Source organism: Escherichia sp. MOD1-EC5990 (assembly GCF_002965285.1).
Taxonomy (GTDB): domain Bacteria; phylum Pseudomonadota; class Gammaproteobacteria; order Enterobacterales; family Enterobacteriaceae; genus Escherichia; species Escherichia coli_F.
Window position 1 is genome coordinate 127628 of the sequence record NZ_PTRV01000008.1, and the last position, 16299, is coordinate 143926.

Here is a 16299-nt window from a genome sequence, read left to right on the forward strand (position 1 = left end):
CAAGATGACAACACGGGCAGTTGATAATCAAGGGCATGGCCCCCACATTCATATCCTTACGAATGATTTTTTTCTGGTCCACAGGACAGCAATGAAGCGACTTAAAAATGAACTTAATGCGCTGGTGAATCGGGGTGTCGACAGACATCTGCGCCTCGCTGTAACCGGACTTAGCCGCAGCGGCAAAACCGCGTTTATCACTGCGATGGTCAATCAGTTGCTCAATATTCATGCCGGAGCACGCTTGCCGCTATTAAGTGCGGTGCGTGAAGAGCGCCTGCTGGGCGTAAAACGCATTCCCCAGCGTGACTTTGGCATTCCGCGCTTCACCTACGATGAAGGGCTGGCGCAGTTATATGGCGATCCTCCCGCCTGGCCGACCCCAACACGCGGCGTCAGTGAGATTCGCCTGGCGCTACGCTATAAATCGAACGATTCGCTGTTGCGTCACTTCAAAGACACTTCCACGTTGTATCTGGAGATAGTGGATTATCCCGGCGAATGGTTACTCGACTTGCCGATGTTGGCGCAGGACTATTTAAGCTGGTCGCGCCAGATGACGGGCTTACTCAATGGTCAGCGCGGCGAATGGTCGGCAAAATGGCGAATGATGTGTGAAGGGCTGGATCCGTTAGCACCTGCCGACGAAAACCGTCTTGCAGACATTGCTGCCGCATGGACCGATTATCTCCACCACTGCAAACAGCAGGGGCTGCACTTTATTCAGCCTGGACGTTTTGTCTTGCCGGGCGATATGGCAGGTGCGCCCGCGCTGCAATTCTTCCCGTGGCCAGATGTCGATGCCTGGGGCGAATCAAAACTTGCACAGGCCGATAAGCACACCAATGCCGGAATGCTGCGCGAACGGTTTAATTATTACTGCGAGAAAGTGGTGAAGGGGTTCTATAAAAATCATTTTCTGCGCTTTGATCGGCAGATTGTGCTGGTGGACTGCCTGCAACCGCTCAACAGTGGGCCACAGGCATTTAATGATATGCGTCTGGCGCTGACGCAGCTGATGCAAAGCTTCCACTACGGGCAGCGTACCTTGTTCCGGCGCTTGTTTTCGCCGGTTATCGATAAGCTATTGTTTGCTGCCACTAAAGCGGATCATGTGACCATCGATCAGCACGCCAATATGGTTTCATTACTGCAACAACTGATTCAGGATGCCTGGCAAAATGCGGCGTTCGAAGGGATCAGCATGGACTGCCTGGGGCTGGCGTCAGTTCAGGCGACCACCAGCGGCATTATTGATGTTAACGGTGAGAAAATCCCGGCGCTGCGCGGTAATCGACTCAGCGATGGCGCACCGCTCACTGTGTATCCTGGCGAAGTCCCCGCACGTTTGCCTGGTCAGGCGTTCTGGGATAAACAAGGCTTCCAGTTTGAGGCGTTTCGCCCGCAGGTAATGGATGTCGACAAACCGTTGCCGCATATTCGTCTTGATGCTGCGCTGGAATTTTTAATAGGAGATAAATTGCGATGACCGAACCGTTAAAACCACGTATTGATTTCGACGGTCCGCTGGAGGTCGATCAGAATCCAAAATTCAGGGCGCAGCAGACCTTTGACGAAAATCAGGCGCAAAATTTTGCCCCGGCCACACTCGACGAAGTGCCGGAAGAAGAGGGGCAAGTTGAAGCGGTGATGGATGCAGCGTTACGTCCGAAACGCAGTCTGTGGCGCAAAATGGTGATGGGGGGGCTAGCTCTGTTTGGCGCAAGCGTTGTCGGGCAGGGCGTGCAGTGGACGATGAATGCCTGGCAAACTCAGGATTGGGTAGCGCTGGGTGGATGTGCCGCTGGGGCATTGATTATCGGCGCTGGCGTAGGTTCTGTGGTAACAGAGTGGCGGCGCTTATGGCGCTTGCGACAGCGCGCCCATGAACGCGACGAAGCGCGCGATTTGTTGCACAGTCACGGCACGGGTAAAGGCCGTGCATTCTGCGAAAAACTGGCGCAGCAGGCGGGCATCGACCAGTCGCATCCGGCACTGCAACGCTGGTATGCCTCAATCCATGAAACGCAGAACGATCGTGAAGTGGTCAGCCTGTATGCTCATCTGGTCCAGCCGGTTTTAGATGCCCAGGCGCGGCGCGAAATCAGTCGCTCAGCGGCGGAATCAACGTTAATGATCGCCGTTAGCCCGCTGGCGCTGGTGGATATGGCATTTATCGCCTGGCGCAATCTGCGTTTGATCAATCGCATCGCCACGCTGTATGGCATTGAACTGGGATATTACAGCCGTTTGCGCCTGTTTAAGCTGGTATTGCTGAATATCGCTTTCGCCGGAGCCAGCGAACTGGTGCGCGAAGTGGGGATGGACTGGATGTCGCAAGATCTCGCTGCGCGTTTGTCTACCCGGGCAGCTCAGGGGATTGGTGCTGGACTTCTGACGGCACGACTGGGGATTAAAGCTATGGAGCTTTGCCGCCCGCTGCCGTGGATTGACGATGACAAACCTCGCCTCGGGGATTTCCGTCGTCAGCTTATCGGTCAGGTGAAAGAGACGCTGCAAAAAGGCAAAACGCCCAGCGAAAAATAATGCAATATCGGGTGCTGACCGGATATCTTTACGCCGAAGTGCCCGTTTTTCCGTCTTTGTGTCAATGATTGTTGACAGAAACCTTCCTGCTATCCAAATAGTGTCATATCATCATATTAATTGTTCTTTTTTCAGGTGAAGGTTCCCATGCGTCTGGAAGTCTTTTGTGAAGACCGACTCGGTCTGACCCGCGAATTACTCGATCTACTCGTGCTAAGAGGCATTGATTTACGCGGTATTGAGATTGACCCCATTGGGCGAATCTACCTCAATTTTGCCGAACTGGAATTTGAAAGTTTCAGCAGTCTGATGGCCGAAATACGCCGTATTGCAGGTGTTACCGATGTGCGCACTGTTCCGTGGATGCCTTCCGAACGTGAGCATCTGGCGTTGAGCGCGTTACTGGAGGCGTTGCCTGAGCCTGTGCTTTCTGTTGATATGAAAAGCAAAGTGGATATGGCGAACCCGGCGAGCTGTCAGCTTTTTGGGCAAAAATTGGATCGCCTGCGCAACCATACCGCCGCGCAATTAATTAACGGCTTTAATTTTTTACGCTGGCTGGAAAGCGAACCGCAAGACTCGCATAACGAGCATGTCGTTATTAATGGGCAGAATTTCCTGATGGAGATTACGCCTGTTTATCTTCAGGATGAAAATGATCAACACGTTCTGACCGGTGCGGTGGTGATGTTGCGCTCGACGATTCGTATGGGCCGTCAGTTGCAGAATGTCGCTGCACAGGACGTCAGTGCCTTCAGTCAAATTGTCGCCGTCAGCCCGAAAATGAAGCATGTTGTCGAACAGGCGCAGAAACTGGCGATGCTAAGCGCGCCGTTGCTGATTACGGGTGACACCGGTACAGGTAAAGATCTCTTTGCCTACGCCTGCCATCAGGCAAGCCCACGAGCGGGCAAACCTTACCTGGCGCTGAACTGCGCGTCTATACCGGAAGATGCGGTCGAGAGTGAACTGTTTGGTCATGCTCCGGAAGGTAAAAAAGGGTTCTTTGAGCAGGCGAACGGTGGTTCGGTGCTGTTAGATGAGATAGGCGAGATGTCGCCAAGGATGCAGGCGAAATTACTGCGTTTCCTTAATGATGGTACTTTCCGTCGAGTTGGTGAAGATCATGAAGTGCATGTTGATGTAAGGGTTATTTGCGCTACGCAGAAGAATTTGGTCGAACTGGTGCAAAAAGGCGTGTTCCGTGAAGATCTCTATTATCGTCTGAACGTGTTGACGCTCAATCTGCCGCCGCTACGTGACTGTCCGCAGGACATCATGCCGTTAACCGAGCTGTTCGTCGCCCGCTTTGCCGACGAGCAGGGCGTGCCGCGTCCGAAACTGGCCGCTGACCTGAATACTGTACTTACGCGTTATGCATGGCCGGGAAATGTGCGGCAGTTAAAGAACGCTATCTATCGCGCACTGACACAACTGGACGGCTATGAGCTGCGTCCTCAGGATATTTTGTTGCCGGATTATGACGCCGCAACGGTAGCCGTGGGCGAAGATGCGATGGAAGGTTCGCTGGACGAAATTACCAGCCGTTTTGAACGCTCGGTATTAACTCAGCTTTATCGCAATTATCCCAGCACGCGCAAACTGGCAAAACGTCTCGGCGTTTCGCATACCGCGATTGCCAATAAGTTGCGGGAATATGGCTTAAACCAGAAGAAAAGCGAAGAGTGATTGTGCTGGCTGCGCCGTTCAGGCGCAGCGGCAACGTTCATTTGATGCCAAACTTTTTATGCCAGGCTTCCACATGGCGCGCCGTTTGACGCAGCGGCGCATTCACTAAATAGTTCTGAATCCAGGGTGTTTCCATCCAGTAGCGGACTTTTTCCGGCGCGTGCGTGAGGCAGTGCATCACGGCGGCATGATGAAATGAATTTGCTGAATTATCATAACCATCATAGGCACCTTCACCGATCCCACGCACTAATACGCCATGTTCCAGCATGGTCGCCAGAACGGGAATTTGTTCTGGAATATGCACAAAGAAATTTAAAAGTTGACCGCCTTTTGCCAAAGCATAGTGTTCCAGCCCCTGAAGGTACCAGTTAACCTGCGGCATATAGTTTGAGTAGATGTGCAGGTTGTAACGCAGGAGAGCCGTTGCTAGCGCATGTGAAAATCGCGGCTGATTTTTACCAAACTCAGCGATGGTAAGGACGCTGTCCAGCGATAACCTCGAACTGAAAGCCAGTGCCATTATTTCCGGTAGTTCCGGTTGTCCAAAGTGCGCGGCGGCGGCGCTACGGCAATCAGCGCGGTCAAACGTGGCGAGCATGGCGTAAATAGGGTCAGCAACGTCATGCGACTCGTGGGCCAGTTGTTTGAAAATGTCGCCAGCATGTCCGCATTTCATAGCTATCCAGCAGAGATTAACAAATTCACCCGCCATATTGTCATTTACGAAATAGGCATCCGGATACTGATGTAATTCAAAGGACAACCCGGCAACCCATATGAAACGCATCGGAAAGACAAACGGTTCCGCAATCAGTTGTATAAACTCTGCGGCATCAAAGCATTTTCCTTCCTGGCGCTCAAACAAATAACGGGCAATATCTGGGTGAGAAAGTGAACCCCGACGAAGCCATTGGGCGGCAAATTCATGCCACTGATAACTATTATTATGATGCCGGTGGGCGATATTATTTAGCTCAGATGTCTGAAAGGCCGCTTTCGCTGCAATATATTCCACACTATCCAGCTGACGATATTCATAAACCGCTTCGCCGGGCGAGATTAATTTTCGACTAATCGCGCAGCGCTTTCGGGACTTACCGCCAAGAACCTTTTCATAAAGTGACATGAAGGGACCAGAATGCACAACATCATGTCCGACGGTGAGATATTTATCCTGCAACGCCTGAAACTCTGCGCTGTACAAGAGATTATTCAGCAAGGTACTAAGTTCAGGCTTTATTCGGCGCTTTGCGCCAGTTGAAACGAAAAGATCATGGAAATGACCATCATTGTTGCGGATTAATTGTTTTACCCAGGTTAGCGCTTCACTTAGCTGATCAGTAGACGAAAATAAACCAATCGCATAGAGATAAAAGTCTGAGTAGGTATGGATATGATTTAATGGTTCTTTTTTACTGCGTACAAAAGAGAACGCATCGGAAAACTGTGCATTGTGGATCAAATGGCGCAAATGGCGGGTATATTGCTTCCAGGTATTACAGGTTCGCTCATCCAGAACGCCCGCATTAATTAACCACGCTTGTTTTGCCAGCAACCAGGTTTCATCATAATAAGCAGGCCCTAACGGGTGGTAATCCGCGATAAACGCTTTCAGCGCATAAGGGGTAAAATTGGGGGCGACAGGGTTATCTTCCGTTACATCGCTGGCATGGAAAAGCGATTCAAGAACAGCGGATGCTTTATTCCAGTCTTCCATTGCGCAAGCGGCGTTAAATAACACCATTCTTAATGCCGGGTAACGCGATAATGCTGTAAAAACAGGCGTACTGCCTCTCCATGAACTATATCCATTTGGATTAAAGAAATGGTAATCAGTAATGGCTGCTTCGAGCCAGGTTTCTGCACCACTAGCCTCGCCGCAGTGAACCATCGCCGCTGCGCCAAGAAAAATACCGGCTGCAGCTGTCGGCGGTAAACATGAACAACCTTGTTCAATAGGATCTGGCGCTAGCTCTAAAAGCCATTCTGCATGGTTCGTTAGTGCCTCGGCAATGGCAGGAATGTCCGTTGAACAGCAATTGTGTTTAAGCCAGACCGTAATTTGTTTATCATCCATAATAGTCATCACTCCGCTGGGCCAATAATGGCAAAGAGCAATCTTAATGCACAACGGTTAGGGGGAATAGTGGCAGGAACTCTGGAAAATAATGGGACTGGTAGATCAAAAACTGCCGTTCACCGGTGGTGATTCAGTGAACGGCACAGTTGTTTAGCGCAGTACAGCCAGAGCTGCTTCGTAATCCGGCTCGGTGGTGATTTCATCAACCAGCTGGCTGAAAATCACATTGTCATTTTCATCGATAACCACAACGGCACGCGCTGCCAGACCTTTCAGTGGGCCATCAGCAATTGCCACACCGTAGGCTTGCAGGAATTCAGCGTTACGGAAAGTGGAGAGGGTGATAACGTTGTTCAGACCTTCTGCGCCGCAGAAACGAGACTGGGCGAACGGCAGATCGGCAGAGATACACAGCACAACGGTGTTGTCGATCTCGGTTGCCAGTTGGTTAAACTTACGTACTGATGCGGCGCAAACACCGGTATCAATACTCGGGAAAATGTTCAGCACTTTGCGTTTACCCGCAAACTGACCGAGGGTGACGTCAGACAGATCTTTTGCCACGAGAGTAAAAGTCTGCGCTTTGCTACCCGCCTGCGGGATGGAATTGGCGACTGTAACCGGGTTGCCCTGGAAATGAACGGTTTGTGACATGATTATCTTTCCTGTTTACATATAGTTAACGTCACACCTAGTTTATGCTAACTGTCAATAACACAGCAAACGCTATTTGCGCTTAATCCGCAGACCACCGCGACAACAAGGAGTAAAGATGAGAACCGTTAAGGTATTTGAGGAAGCCTGGCCCTTACATACCCCGTTTGTGATTGCTCGGGGAAGTCGTAGTGAAGCGCGCGTGGTGGTGGTTGAACTGGAAGAAGAAGGTATTAAAGGCACCGGTGAATGCACGCCGTATCCGCGTTATGGAGAAAGTGATGCCTCGGTAATGGCGCAAATTATGAGCGTCGTGCCGCAATTAGAGAAAGGGCTTACACGGGAGGAGTTGCAAAAAATTCTCCCTGCCGGCGCAGCACGTAATGCGCTGGATTGTGCATTGTGGGATCTGGCGGCGCGAAAACAGCAGCAATCGCTGGCTGATTTGATCGGCATAACGCTTCCCGAGACAGTCACCACTGCCCAGACGGTAGTCATCGGTACGCCTGATCAGATGGCCAATAGTGCATCAACACTCTGGCAGGCAGGCGCGAAATTACTGAAAGTGAAGCTGGATAACCATCTTATCAGTGAGCGGATGGTAGCAATTCGCACGGCTGTACCCGATGCGACGCTAATCGTTGATGCAAATGAATCCTGGCGTGCAGAAGGGTTGGCGGCGCGTTGCCAGCTATTGGCGGATTTAGGCGTTGCGATGCTTGAACAACCGCTTCCTGCGCAGGACGATGCGGCGTTGGAGAATTTTATTCATCCGTTACCGATTTGTGCAGATGAAAGTTGTCATACTCGTAGCAATCTGAAGGCGCTGATAGGGCGCTATGAGATGGTTAACATTAAGCTCGATAAAACGGGTGGCCTGACGGAAGCGCTGGCGCTGGCGACTGAAGCACGTGCACAAGGTTTCAGTCTGATGCTGGGCTGCATGTTGTGTACCTCTCGTGCCATTAACGCCGCTTTACCGCTGGTGCCGCAGGTCAGTTTTGCTGATCTTGACGGACCGACCTGGCTGGCGGTAGATGTGGAACCGGCGCTTCAATTCACGACGGGCGCATTGCATCTTTAGGATGCCAGCGCAGCAAGTTAGCCATCGCAAAGAGGTATTTTTCGCTGGCTTCGTCGGAGGAGATGGGCGGAAACTCTGCGGTGATGCAATGCAGGTTGAGATCCGCACACCAACTGCCGAAAGAGCCAGGCGTTTCATAACCGACGCTGGTGACCAGTGGCAATTCAAACGCCTGGGCCAGCCATTCACCTAATTCGCTGTGTCTGGGGTCTTCAATACAGGCCAGTGGATCGTGGAATGAGACCACCCAGGCAGGTTGAATGCGATGTATAAGCTGGCACAGCGCCTGAGTTTCAGGTTCGGAGCCAGGTTTGTCACCTGTCAGTAAAACGACATCACGTTCTTCAGCGGCGCTGTTCCAGCGATAAACCGTTTCACCTTCCTTCCAGTTTGCTGCCGGAAAGTTTCTATTTAAATCCACGCCATTAGCATTGGCCCGTAACCCTAACTGGCAGCCGTCAGGATTCACACACAGCACCACATGATGGCGGCGCAAAGACGGTGTCAATGTCCGCAGAGCACAGGAGAGGGTCACGACCGAAGAGTTTTCATCACCGTGGGTGCCAGCCAGAATCAAACCACTTTCGTGACTGGCGGCTGGGGCCGGAAACCAGATCAAAGGCGCGCCCAATAATGAACGTCCGTAATGTTCTGTACCGGGCGGAAATGCGCCGCGTTCGGCGCGTGGGCGAGTTACGGTCATGATCGTCTCTGGTTCAGGAAGTATTACAGGCAGTGTTGTGCAAATTTTGCGGATTATCAAATCCTTTTCTTCAACGCTATGTTATCGATCTTGTATCACTTTTTTGCCGGAAGTTGTTTGCATTTCTTTAAGGCGAAACAAATAATTACGCATGATTATTAACGCAGGTTTGAGGGTAACTTATGAAGCACTCTGTTTCAGTCACGTGTTGTGCGCTGTTGGTCAGCAGCATTTCTCTTTCGTATGCTGCAGAAGTTCCGAGCGGCACAGTACTGGCAGAGAAGCAGGAGCTGGTGCGCCATATTAAAGATGAGCCTGCGTCGCTGGATCCCGCTAAAGCCGTGGGTCTGCCAGAGATTCAGGTCATTCGCGATCTTTTTGAAGGACTGGTGAATCAGAACGAGAAAGGGGAGATTGTCCCCGGCGTTGCGACTCAGTGGAAAAGTAATGACAACCGTATCTGGACTTTCACCCTGCGCGATAACGCAAAATGGGCGGATGGCACACCGGTAACGGCACAGGATTTTGTCTACAGCTGGCAACGTCTGGTTGACCCAAAAACGTTGTCGCCGTTTGCCTGGTTTGCCGCGCTGGCGGGAATCAACAACGCACAGGCGATTATTGATGGTAAAGCTACGCCTGATCAGCTAGGCGTCACCGCGGTTGATGCCCGTACTTTGAAAATCCAGCTTGATAAACCGTTGCCGTGGTTTGTGAATTTAACAGCCAATTTTGCCTTCTTCCCGGTGCAAAAAGCTAACGTAGAAAGCGGGAAAGAGTGGACGAAACCCGGAAATCTGGTCGGCAATGGCGCTTATGTTCTTAAAGAGCGTGTAGTCAATGAAAAACTGGTCGTGGTGCCAAATACTCATTATTGGGATAACGCCAAAACGGTGTTGCAAAAAGTGACCTTCCTGCCAATTAATCAGGAATCCGCAGCCACTAAGCGTTATCTCGCGGGGGATATTGATATCACCGAATCCTTCCCCAAAAATATGTATCAGAAGCTGTTGAAGGATATTCCGGGGCAGGTTTATACACCGCCGCAGCTCGGGACCTATTATTATGCGTTTAACACGCAAAAAGGGCCGACGGCAGATCAGCGCGTTCGTCTGGCATTAAGTATGACGATAGATCGCCGCCTGATGACCGAAAAAGTGTTGGGGACGGGCGAAAAACCAGCGTGGCATTTTACGCCAGATGTTACTGCCGGATTCACGCCGGAGCCTTCGCCGTTTGAACAAATGAGTCAGGAAGAACTGAATGCGCAGGCAAAAACTTTGTTGAGCGCAGCCGGTTATGGTCCGCAAAAACCGCTGAAGCTGACGCTTTTGTATAATACTTCAGAAAACCATCAAAAAATTGCGATTGCTGTGGCATCGATGTGGAAAAAGAACCTTGGTGTAGATGTCAAACTGCAAAATCAGGAATGGAAAACCTATATCGATAGTCGTAATACAGGTAATTTTGATGTTATCCGCGCCTCGTGGGTGGGGGATTATAATGAACCCTCCACCTTCCTGACATTATTAACGTCAACGCATTCAGGGAACATTTCACGTTTTAACAACCCGGCCTACGACAAAGTTTTGGCCCAGGCATCGACGGAAAATACCGTTAAAGCGCGTAATGCCGATTACAACGCGGCAGAAAAAATCCTCATGGAGCAAGCACCGATTGCACCAATTTATCAATATACCAATGGACGATTAATCAAGCCGTGGCTGAAAGGTTATCCCATTAATAACCCGGAAGATGTGGCGTATAGCCGGACTATGTATATTGTGAAACATTGATGTGAACTGGCGTTACCCTTGTGGGTAACGCCAGTGATGTCTGAATTAACGACCCTGGTCTGGTGGTGTAATGTTATCCATATACAGCGTCTGGCTTGGGAACGCGAAATCCGCGCCGTGTGACTGTACAATATCGATAATCTTCAAATAAACATCCTGCTGGGCGGCAAGCCATTCAGCCCATACTGTGGTTTTGGTAAAGCAATAAACCATAATATTCAATGACGAGTCAGCAAACTGGTTGAAATAAACCAGTAAGGTTTGTCGCTGGTCGATGGCTGGGTGATTTTTAAGCATCTCACGTACGGCTTCGACAATGGCTCCCACTTTTGCCGCATCCTCATAACGTAAACCGATTGTCGTGGTAATACGTCGGTTGGTCATTCGCCCCGGGTTTTCTACGCTGATAGACGAAAACAGCGAGTTCGGGACGTATAACGGACGATTATCAAAGGTCGTAATTTTGGTAATTCGCCAGCCAATTTCCGCTACTGTACCTTCGATATTTCTGTCCGGTGAACGGATCCAGTCGCCAATACTAAAAGGACGGTCGAAATAGAGCATAATCCCGGAAAAGAAGTTACTCAAAATATCTTTACCGGCCATACCGACAGCCAGACCACCAATACCACCAAAGGTCAACAAGCCAGAAAGGCTCATACCGAAATGTTCGCCATAAAGCAAAACAAGTACCACAATAATGGTGATTTTGATGATACGCGACATAATCCGCGCACTGGTGATATCGCGACCTTTTTTAATCTGCTGTTTTTCAAACTGATTAATCAGCAGAAATAACTTAATCGTCAGAATAACCGCAATCAGGGACGTACAGATAAAATCGATAACGCCTGGAGTGATAAATTGGAGTTTGTAGTTTTCTATAACATAATTAATGATGCTACCAACAGCACTGATAATTATGGTGTAGATTAAAAATTGCACCGCATGGAATAAAAATCCTTTTCTTTTACGATTTCCGCGGCGAAACCAAAAGCTCATCAGAATCAATGCTGCGCAGCTACCGAAAATAATGACCAGATTAAGCGCATTATTTGTAAACAGTTCAGCGATCATTGTTTTATCAGGCTCCTCCAGATAATTGTCGTCATGCCGGAAACCCCTGGCGGGGCTATTTTACCGCGACAATTCATTCAGATCATCAATAGTCAGGGAAGGAAGTAGCAACATTAGCTAACTAATCAATGCGTTGATTGTAAATCCAGCTAAGAGGTGAGGTTTTCAGAGCAGACAACGGTGAAATGTCATGGTATTGTTACTGTTAGGTAACAAGAAATTTGTCTGCACAAGGATTACATCATGATTATGGCGAAACTGAAGTCAGCGAAAGGGAAGAAATTTCTCTTTGGTTTGTTGGCGGTTTTCATTATTGCGGCGTCGGTTGTGACTCGCGCGACCATCGGCGGCGTGATAGAACAGTACAATATTCCGCTGTCTGAGTGGACGACATCAATGTATGTGATTCAGTCATCAATGATTTTTGTTTATAGCCTGGTCTTTACTGTGTTGCTGGCAATCCCGTTGGGAATTTATTTCCTTGGCGGCGAAGAGCAGTAAGTAAAAAATAGGCCCGTTAACTCGGGCCTTGTCAGTTATTGAAGAGTCGTTAATCGTCTTCTTCGTCATCCAGTTCAACGGGGGTCTGATACTGGTCAGGTTTAATGACCAGCAGGTCGCAGCGAAGATGATCAATCACCTGTTCCGCCGTGTTGCCGAGGAATGCTGCTGAAATACCGGTGCGTCCGACCGTTCCCAGAACCACAATCCCCGCCTGTAAGTGCTCCGCCAAATCAGGAATCACCTCTTCTGGTAGACCTTTTTCAACGTGTGTCATGTTTTCATTAATACCGAATTTCTGCCGCAGGGCTTTCATAGCCAGCAAATGTTGCCCACGAATGGCATCGTTATAAACGCTCGGATCAAATTCCGGCAGTTCAATCGCGATATTAATTGGCGTTACCGGATAAGCGCCAACCAGATGAACTTCGGTATGATTAACTTGTTCCGCCAGTTCGATCGTCTCTTTAACCAGTTTTTCATTGAGCGCATTATGGTACGGCTCTTCACTGGCGAGATTCACCGCCACCAGCGCCTTACCCCCTTCCGGCCACGGCTGGTCTTTCACCATCCACACCGGGCTTGGGCATTTGCGTAACAGATGCCAGTCCGTTGGCGTAAAAATCACCGCTTCCAGACGGTCATGTTGGTGCGCCATTTTTAGCACCAAATCGTGTCCGCCGCTGATCACTTCCTGAATGATGGCTTCGAATGGACGGTTATGCCAGACCACTTTAATTTCAATGGGAACGCCAGCATTGAGATAATATTTTGCCTGCTCGTGGATCCAGGCTGTTCGCTGGCTGATGACGCCCTGACGCATAGCGGTACGTTCGTCCGGGGAGAGCAGGGTGGTCATTTCGTATGAGAAGTCATAGATCGGCAAAAAGGCTTTAATTTTGCCACCAATCCGTTGATGTAAATAAACAGCTCGCCGCAATGCTGGTTGGTCGTCCTGGTTAGGATCGATAACAACGAGCATGTTCTGATACATAGCCATACAGGGTCTCCTTACAACAACTGTCAACGCAGTTTGTAATTAAAAGATTAACCCATATCTGGTGAATGAAACAGTGATGAACCTTCTGCCAGATCAATAAATCAGAAAAATTTAATGATATGACAGAAGGATAGTGAGTGATGCGGAAAAATCAGGCAACGTTACGCGTGTGACCAGCAAGCTGGGCCAGCGCATCGTTATTTTCGATGGTGATGTATTTACCTTTGACTGCCAGCATACCGCTTTTCTGGAAGCGACCCAGCAGACGGCTGATGGTTTCTACCGTCAGGCCCAGATAGTTACCGATATCGCCACGAGTCATCGTCAGGCGGAATTCACGAGGGGAGAAGCCGCGTTGGGCAAAACGACGGGACAGGTTGTAGATGAATGCAGCCAGACGCTCCTCGGCATTTTTCTTCGACAACAGCAGGATCATGTCCTGATCGCCTTTGATTTCACCGCTCATCAGACGCATCATCTGCTGACGCAGATTCGGCATTTTACCGGACAAATCGTCCAGCGTTTCGAACGGGATTTCACATACCATCGAGGTTTCCAGCGCCTGCGCGAAGCTTGGGTGATGACCACTGCCGATGGCATCAAATCCCACCAGGTCGCCTGCTAAATGGAAACCAGTGATTTGCTCGTCGCCTTGCTCAGTGATGGTATAACTTTTAATCGTACCGGAGCGGATGGCATAAAGCGATTTAAGTTCATCACCAGCCTTAAACAGCGTCTGGCCTTTCTGAATAGGCTTCTTTCGCTCAATGATATTATCAAGCTGATCAAGCTCATGTTCGTTGAGTGTGAACGGGATGCAAAGCTGGCTGATGCTGCAATCCTGGCAATGGATAGCACAACCGCCAGACTGAATGCGCCGTATAATTCGCTTTTCCGGGATCATAGGTCTGCTCAAGCCGTAATTGATATTTGTCAATTTTAACATCTTTTTAGGGAGCAAGTAAGTCTAAGCAAACCTTAACAGCAGAGAATTCCGATATTAGATGTAAATATATGTCTATCTATTTGAAAACCCTTAAGTTGTTAAGGGTAACTTTACATAAAAGTGTGAACAAGCTGGCACAAATTGTATAAGGTTTACAGCAAAAGATAACCTTCGTGGCGTAATAACCACTCTTTTCGCTGAACTCCGCCTGCATATCCGGTCATGGTACCGTTTCTGCCAATGACCCGATGACAAGGCACAACAATGCTGATGGGATTCGATCCATTTGCCGCACCTACGGCACGCGCCGCGCCGGGGCGGCCCAATTGTTTAGCCAGTTGGCCGTAATGCATTACCTGCCCGCAGGGGATTGTGCGTAATGTTTTCCAGACTTCGCGCTGAAATGGCGTCCCCCCCGTGGCAGTGGGAAGCGTATCAATAATGCTAAGATTACCGGCAAAATATTCACGAAGCTTGTCGCTTAAACCACCTGGGTTTGTGGCAGAAATGCGTTCATAGCCTTCTTTGCGGTAATGGATGTCCAGCAGCTGCACCATGCGTTCGCTGTACTCTTCCCATTCAACCGCCCGCAAGTGAAATTGCTCATCGCAAATCACCCACAGTGGACCTAGTGGCGTGGCAATTTTTTCTTCAAGTAATCTCAGCATCCGTTCTCTCTTAAGACAAACGAGGGTAAATCCCCGGACCTATCGGCAGACCGACAAGATACCACGCCAGCAACATCAGCAGCCATACCACCAAAAAGATAAGTGGATAGGGCAAAACTAACGAATAGTAAGTACCCAGTTTCGCGTCTGGTTTGTAGCGTTGCAGGAATCCAAGAAACAGTGGAACAAAAGGAGATACCGGTGCTAAAGGCAATACGGATGAGTCGGCAATACGAAAGAGGATTTGCGCAAATGCCGGGTGAAAGCCAAGTAGCATAAACATTGGTACAAAAATGGGGGCCAGAATCGACCAGATTGCGGAACCGCTGGCGATAAACATGCATAAGAAAGAGGAAAGCAACGCCAGACCGACAAACGCCGGGATGCCGCTAAGCCCTGAACTTTCGAGTATATCGGTCAGCCCCACAGCGATGAATTTCCCCATGTTGCTCCAGTTAAACATGGCGACAAACTGGGCCAGGGGAAAAACCATCACGATAAATCCCGCCATCTCTTTCATCGGTTCAATCATTAAATGCGGTAAATCCGCCTGACGTCGAATTGTGCGGGTAGCGATGCCATAAGCCAGCGAAACCACAAAGAAAAAGAGAATGATCAGTGGCACGATACCTTTAATAAAGGGGGATGGCATCACGGTGTGATTAATCGGATCGCGCAATATCCCATTTTCCGGGATCACCATCAGCGCAATTGCGGCAATAAAAAGTAGCGATACGACACCTGATATGCGTAAACCAAAACGCTGACTTTCGGTCAATGTCTGCAGTTTCTCATCGCTGTTTCCCTGCCATTGACCTAACCGTGGCTCAATGATTTTGTCGGTTATCAGGCCGCCAACAAACGTCAGTACGACTACGGAGCTGGCCATAAAATACCAGTTATCAATTACACTGACGTGCATTTGCGGATTGAACGCAGCCGCAGCCTCCGTGCTGATCCCCGACAGCAACACGTCGGTTGTGACAATCAGTAAATTAGCCGTAAAGCCGCAACCGACGCCTGCAATGGCGGCCAGTAAACCTGCCACTGGATGCCTGCCCACCGCCAGAAAAATCAATGCGCCCATCGGTGGCATGATAACTAACGCCGCATCGGATGATATATGGCTAAAAAAAGCAATAAACAACACCATATAACTGGCATAGCGGGCATTAACATGCGATGCCATTTTAACCATTAGCGCTGGCAGTAAGCCGACGCGTTCCGCCAGACCAGCACCTAAAACCAGCGCCAGGATCGCGCCTAGTGGGGCAAAACCGCTAAAGTTTTTAATCACATTGGGTAAAAACCAGTGTAATCCTTCCACACTGAGCAGGTTTTTCACGACCACTGGTGTACCATCGGTCGGGTTTTTCGCACTGACGCCAAAGGCCGACAAAATTGCCGTCGTCACCATGAGTACGATAATCAAATAGATAAAGAGCAAAAAAGGATGGGGAACCTTGTTACCAATTCTTTCGACCCAGCCATAGAGCTTCCCGGATTGGGAGGACGACGGTATGGATGACATACTCATGGGCATTCCTCGAT

The 16299-nt window shown here is 49.6% G+C and carries 14 protein-coding genes; 6 read left to right on the forward strand and 8 right to left on the reverse strand.

The window, feature by feature from the left end:
* Positions 1-91 precede the first annotated feature (91 nt).
* The 3 genes from BEB42_RS11860 (at position 92) to tyrR (ending at position 4236) form a co-directional block, all read left to right on the forward strand.
* On the forward strand, positions 92-1489 hold the full coding sequence (locus BEB42_RS11860) for a YcjX family protein (protein ID WP_000825801.1): 1398 nt from the start codon (positions 92-94) through the stop codon (positions 1487-1489).
* A complete protein-coding gene (locus BEB42_RS11865) occupies positions 1486-2547 on the forward strand; it encodes a YcjF family protein (RefSeq protein WP_103756695.1) in 1062 nt (353 codons plus the stop codon). The genes BEB42_RS11860 and BEB42_RS11865 overlap by 4 nt, the downstream gene beginning before the upstream one ends.
* Before the next feature lie 147 nt (positions 2548-2694).
* Positions 2695-4236, forward strand: coding sequence for a transcriptional regulator TyrR (tyrR, locus tag BEB42_RS11870; protein ID WP_032184038.1), 1542 nt, complete (start codon positions 2695-2697; stop codon positions 4234-4236).
* 37 nt (positions 4237-4273) lie between these two features.
* Here tyrR and BEB42_RS11875 read toward each other — a convergent pair whose 3' ends face one another.
* A complete protein-coding gene (locus BEB42_RS11875; RefSeq protein ID WP_000342158.1) occupies positions 4274-6316 on the reverse strand; it encodes a hypothetical protein in 2043 nt (680 codons plus the stop codon).
* Positions 6317-6469: 153 nt separating this feature from the next.
* Positions 6470-6973, reverse strand: a complete 504-nt coding sequence (tpx, locus tag BEB42_RS11880) for a thiol peroxidase (RefSeq protein ID WP_000084388.1) — start codon at positions 6971-6973, stop codon at positions 6470-6472.
* A 118-nt stretch (positions 6974-7091) separates the two neighbouring features.
* Here tpx and ycjG point away from each other — a divergent pair, with 118 nt between their 5' ends.
* Complete coding sequence (gene ycjG, locus BEB42_RS11885; RefSeq protein WP_105267389.1) at positions 7092-8057, forward strand: L-Ala-D/L-Glu epimerase; 966 nt, start codon at positions 7092-7094, stop codon at positions 8055-8057.
* Here ycjG and mpaA read toward each other — a convergent pair.
* Positions 8032-8760: a murein tripeptide amidase MpaA gene (mpaA, locus tag BEB42_RS11890; RefSeq protein WP_001353227.1), complete on the reverse strand. Its 729-nt coding sequence runs from the start codon at positions 8758-8760 to the stop codon at positions 8032-8034. The two genes, ycjG and mpaA, sit on opposite strands and share 26 nt — an antisense overlap.
* Before the next feature lie 182 nt (positions 8761-8942).
* Between mpaA and mppA the strand changes: the two genes are divergently transcribed.
* Positions 8943-10556 (forward strand): murein tripeptide ABC transporter substrate-binding protein MppA, encoded by a 1614-nt coding sequence (mppA, locus tag BEB42_RS11895; protein WP_000683032.1) that lies wholly within the window; start codon positions 8943-8945, stop codon positions 10554-10556.
* A gap of 45 nt (positions 10557-10601) precedes the next feature.
* On the opposite strand, the gene ynaI is transcribed toward mppA, so the two are convergent.
* Positions 10602-11633, reverse strand: coding sequence for a low conductance mechanosensitive channel YnaI (ynaI, locus tag BEB42_RS11900; RefSeq protein WP_000559907.1), 1032 nt, complete (start codon positions 11631-11633; stop codon positions 10602-10604).
* A gap of 243 nt (positions 11634-11876) precedes the next feature.
* Here ynaI and BEB42_RS11905 point away from each other — a divergent pair, with 243 nt between their 5' ends.
* Positions 11877-12134, forward strand: a complete 258-nt coding sequence (locus BEB42_RS11905; protein WP_000605090.1) for a DUF2534 family protein — start codon at positions 11877-11879, stop codon at positions 12132-12134.
* 49 nt (positions 12135-12183) lie between these two features.
* Here BEB42_RS11905 and uspE read toward each other — a convergent pair whose 3' ends face one another.
* The 4 genes from uspE to abgT form a co-directional block, all read right to left on the reverse strand.
* Positions 12184-13134 carry a universal stress protein UspE gene (gene uspE / locus BEB42_RS11910; RefSeq protein ID WP_001262123.1) on the reverse strand — a complete coding sequence of 317 codons (951 nt, stop codon included), beginning with the start codon at positions 13132-13134 and terminating at the stop codon, positions 12184-12186.
* 151 nt (positions 13135-13285) lie between these two features.
* On the reverse strand, positions 13286-14038 hold the full coding sequence (gene fnr / locus BEB42_RS11915; RefSeq protein ID WP_000611911.1) for a fumarate/nitrate reduction transcriptional regulator Fnr: 753 nt from the start codon (positions 14036-14038) through the stop codon (positions 13286-13288).
* 194 nt (positions 14039-14232) lie between these two features.
* Positions 14233-14748 (reverse strand): methylated-DNA--[protein]-cysteine S-methyltransferase, encoded by a 516-nt coding sequence (gene ogt, locus BEB42_RS11920; protein WP_000944997.1) that lies wholly within the window; start codon positions 14746-14748, stop codon positions 14233-14235.
* A gap of 10 nt (positions 14749-14758) precedes the next feature.
* Entirely contained in the window at positions 14759-16285 is a 1527-nt protein-coding gene (abgT, locus tag BEB42_RS11925; RefSeq protein WP_000062957.1) for a p-aminobenzoyl-glutamate transporter, read from the reverse strand.
* Positions 16286-16299 lie beyond the last annotated feature (14 nt).

What these genes read in the sequence shown, in the direction of transcription:
- BEB42_RS11860 (WP_000825801.1), top strand. Translation starts at nt 92, where the DNA reads ATGAAGCGACTTAAAAATGAACTTAATGCGCTGGTGAATCGGGGTGTC.
- BEB42_RS11865 (WP_103756695.1), top strand. Translation starts at nt 1,486, where the DNA reads ATGACCGAACCGTTAAAACCACGTATTGATTTCGACGGTCCGCTGGAG.
- tyrR (WP_032184038.1), top strand. Translation starts at nt 2,695, where the DNA reads ATGCGTCTGGAAGTCTTTTGTGAAGACCGACTCGGTCTGACCCGCGAA.
- BEB42_RS11875 (WP_000342158.1), bottom strand. Translation starts at nt 6,316, where the DNA reads ATGGATGATAAACAAATTACGGTCTGGCTTAAACACAATTGCTGTTCA.
- tpx (WP_000084388.1), bottom strand. Translation starts at nt 6,973, where the DNA reads ATGTCACAAACCGTTCATTTCCAGGGCAACCCGGTTACAGTCGCCAAT.
- ycjG (WP_105267389.1), top strand. Translation starts at nt 7,092, where the DNA reads ATGAGAACCGTTAAGGTATTTGAGGAAGCCTGGCCCTTACATACCCCG.
- mpaA (WP_001353227.1), bottom strand. Translation starts at nt 8,760, where the DNA reads ATGACCGTAACTCGCCCACGCGCCGAACGCGGCGCATTTCCGCCCGGT.
- mppA (WP_000683032.1), top strand. Translation starts at nt 8,943, where the DNA reads ATGAAGCACTCTGTTTCAGTCACGTGTTGTGCGCTGTTGGTCAGCAGC.
- ynaI (WP_000559907.1), bottom strand. Translation starts at nt 11,633, where the DNA reads ATGATCGCTGAACTGTTTACAAATAATGCGCTTAATCTGGTCATTATT.
- BEB42_RS11905 (WP_000605090.1), top strand. Translation starts at nt 11,877, where the DNA reads ATGATTATGGCGAAACTGAAGTCAGCGAAAGGGAAGAAATTTCTCTTT.
- uspE (WP_001262123.1), bottom strand. Translation starts at nt 13,134, where the DNA reads ATGGCTATGTATCAGAACATGCTCGTTGTTATCGATCCTAACCAGGAC.
- fnr (WP_000611911.1), bottom strand. Translation starts at nt 14,038, where the DNA reads ATGATCCCGGAAAAGCGAATTATACGGCGCATTCAGTCTGGCGGTTGT.
- ogt (WP_000944997.1), bottom strand. Translation starts at nt 14,748, where the DNA reads ATGCTGAGATTACTTGAAGAAAAAATTGCCACGCCACTAGGTCCACTG.
- abgT (WP_000062957.1), bottom strand. Translation starts at nt 16,285, where the DNA reads ATGAGTATGTCATCCATACCGTCGTCCTCCCAATCCGGGAAGCTCTAT.